This window comes from Prevotella aurantiaca, assembly GCF_015262605.1.
In the GTDB taxonomy this organism is placed as follows: Bacteria; Bacteroidota; Bacteroidia; order Bacteroidales; family Bacteroidaceae; genus Prevotella; species Prevotella aurantiaca.
This window is the reverse complement of the sequence record NZ_JABZSJ010000096.1, coordinates 1-2,940: the sequence shown is the minus strand read 5'-3', so window position 1 is coordinate 2,940 and position 2,940 is coordinate 1. Positions and strand designations below refer to the sequence as shown.

4 protein-coding genes and 1 pseudogene are annotated in these 2,940 nt (G+C 41.5%); 4 read left to right on the top strand and 1 reads right to left on the bottom strand.

Annotated features, from left to right (window positions below; genetic code table 11):
• From HXN26_RS10815 to HXN26_RS10800, 4 genes and pseudogenes are all read left to right on the top strand, one after another.
• Positions 1–70: pseudogene (locus HXN26_RS10815) on the top strand (PcfK-like protein); the annotation flags it as partial.
• Positions 71–74: 4 nt separating this feature from the next.
• Positions 75–1,349: a PcfJ domain-containing protein gene (locus HXN26_RS10810; RefSeq protein ID WP_273161258.1), complete on the top strand. Its 1,275-nt coding sequence runs from the start codon at positions 75–77 to the stop codon at positions 1,347–1,349.
• A gap of 27 nt (positions 1,350–1,376) precedes the next feature.
• Positions 1,377–1,631, top strand: a complete 255-nt coding sequence (locus tag HXN26_RS10805; RefSeq protein WP_006254192.1) for a hypothetical protein — start codon at positions 1,377–1,379, stop codon at positions 1,629–1,631.
• A gap of 4 nt (positions 1,632–1,635) precedes the next feature.
• Positions 1,636–1,869 (top strand): hypothetical protein, encoded by a 234-nt coding sequence (locus HXN26_RS10800; RefSeq protein WP_273161256.1) that lies wholly within the window; start codon positions 1,636–1,638, stop codon positions 1,867–1,869.
• Between the two features lie 103 nt (positions 1,870–1,972).
• Here HXN26_RS10800 and HXN26_RS10795 read toward each other — a convergent pair whose 3' ends face one another.
• On the bottom strand, positions 1,973–2,587 hold the full coding sequence (locus tag HXN26_RS10795; protein WP_273161255.1) for a DNA alkylation repair protein: 615 nt from the start codon (positions 2,585–2,587) through the stop codon (positions 1,973–1,975).
• Positions 2,588–2,940 lie beyond the last annotated feature (353 nt).

Sequence of the window (2,940 nt, the reverse complement as noted above, 5' to 3'; positions counted from 1 at the left end):
CCGTAACGCACGAGTGAAAAAGACTGAGAACGCAACAACCCAAGTACAACCATCATTATTTGATTTTTAAGCCTATGAAACCGAGAAACAAATTTGAAAAGGCAGTTTTGGAACAAAGCAAGCATCTTCGCCCGATAACCACGACACAAAGTAAGTGGGCATTCCGTGAGTGCATAGACCACTTCGCCTACCGATTGCCAAAAGGTCGCACTACTTGTATGGATTGTGGGCATAGTTGGGTAATGAACAAACATAGAGAAACTTGTACTTGCCCTTATTGCAGGGCAAAGTTGCAGGTCAAGGACACATATGAGCGCAAGTTGCAGCAGAAGCAGTATTTCACTATACTTACCACTTGTGGAGAGTTTCAAGTATTACGTATGTTCCTACTTATTGTGGGTATGGAGAAAGGTTACAAAGCACAGACTTCTATAATTGAGATTGGGCAATATTGGTGGAATATGCAGGGACGAAAAGCTGTGGTTGCCATACAGAGGGTATTGGGACACTATGTTGATACCTTTTCCTATTATAGTCCTATGGCGATACGCAACGATAATGAAGCCTATCAGCATATTGCCTACTCACCGATATATCCGAAGTTCAAGGTTACAGACATACTTCGCAGAAATGGTTTTAAGGATAATTTCTATGGCATCGTGCCTACCCAGCTTATTCCTGCATTGCTTACAGACAGCCGTGTGGAAACATTGCTAAAGGCAGGTAGCACAGACCATTTACGTTACTTTCTTAGTAACAAGAAGTCTTTTGAGGAACGATGGCAATCCTACAAGATTGCAGTCCGTAACGGCTATGAGATAGCAGACATTTCTCTTTGGAGTGATTATGTAGATACACTTAGAAGATTAGGAAAGGATATTCATAATCCAAAATATTTATGCCCCACAGACCTTAAAGGCGAACACGACCGCAGACACGAGGAACTTCTCAGAGTGCGTGAAAGGGAAGAGATAGAACAGAAGCAGCAGAAGGCTATGGAAGACGAAAAGCGTTTCAAGGAACTCAAATCCAAGTTCTTTGGTATCTGTTTCACAGACGGCACTATCCAAGTCCACGTATTGGAGAGTGTACAAGAGCATTTAGAAGAAGGTGTATCAATGCACCATTGCGTATTTTCCAACGCCTATTACCTCAAGGAGGACTCCCTTATCCTTTCGGCTACCATTGAAGGCAAGCGAATAGAAACTATTGAAGTATCATTACAAACTTTGGAGGTGGTGCAAAGTCGTGGGGTATGCAACAAGAATACAGAATACCACGAGCAGATAGTAAACCTTGTCAACGCCAATCGAGGTCTTATAAGCCGAAGAATGAAAGCAACAGCATAAAGTATGAACCATTAAATTATCAGAGATATGAAAACAGAGATTGAAAATATTATCTACAATTGGGCGGACGAGATACCGCATATTCTCATTAGGGTTATTAATGCAATAACCCTATCCGACAACAAAGAGGAGTTAAGGTCGGCTATCAACAAAATAGCTGAAGAAACAGAACTTGACAAGTTCTTTGCATACGGCTATGGCGCACATCACTTTTGGCTCACACATCGCAAATTATCTAATGGAGAGCCAAAGGAATACAGATTATTAAAGGTTGAATTTTAAGATTATGAAGAAGAAAGTTTACAGAGTTCGGACACAATACGTCTTTGAAGGAGTGTTTGATGTGGTTGCGGAGAGCAAGGAGGAAGCACGGCAGAAAGTCCTGCAAAATTGCGGGTTGGTGATGGGTGGCAGCGTTCACAGCACTTTGCCCGATGATGAAATAAATTGGGCTTTTGACGGACAGCCCAACAAACGCATAGACAGAATAACGAAAGTGCAAAAATATCCTTCTGAATAATAGTAAAAGCCACACAAACCGAAAATTTGCGTGGCTTCTTTTCTTTCTCTTTGCACGAGTAGGCGACCAAAGAAAAGAAGCAAAAGAAAGTCGCAAAAAGTTTTTACTTTAACAACTTTGCTGCAAGTTTGTAAGTGAACAGAATTCGAGGATTGGATAAATCCCATTGCTCCACCTCTTGCCGTATCAATTCTGCGTGCTTCTTGCTTATATCCCTTAAAGCGTTTCCTACGGATTTCCGAAGATATTCGCTTTCGTGTGCCTTGTGCTTAGCAATTAGAGCAATAGCCACCGATGGATTTTCCTTGAAGTATGGGCGACTTGTCCAAATTCTCAATCCCTCCGTTACCGCACGAATAACATTCGGATTGTTATCATTCAGCCATTCTTCGATGAGAGGTAAAGAAACTTCATACCCTCTGTGTTTGCAGACTTCATCGAAAGCCTTTGCAAGCATTTCTTGCACACGCCAATTCTCGTCGGTGCTTATTCGCTCTTTCAGAAAACGAAGTGCATTATTATCTTCTGTTGCCAATCTGCCCAAAATCGTTGTTGCCAACATTCGGGCTTGATAGGCTTCATGCTCAAACAACGTGAGGGCAAGTTCAAAACATTGTTCCTTTGAGTATATCGAAAGGATTTCATCAGCTCCTTCGAGGATATGTTGAAATCCGTGTTCGACTTCTAAGATTCTACTTAATACGTTATCTACGCTCATAGCTTAACTTCTATTTCTTTTCAACAATCGCGACGACAGACTTCGTATATTGCCGCTAACTAATTATTACGAATTTTCTTCCAAAGTACTGCCTTTGATGCTTCGCCACCTGTCAATGGGAGGACTTTTCCTTATCGGCTGGCATGTTCTTAGGTTTTCAACGGCAAATATACGAAAATATGATGTCATTTCCAACTAAATATAACGACATATTTGCGAGAATATGACGACAAATTCTTCAGTCCTCCCCCAACCCACTAAATCAGTCCTTCTTTTCCCAGATGCTTTGGAAGTGGTACAAAGTCGTGGGGTATGCAACAAGAATACGGAATACCACGAGCAGATAGTAAACC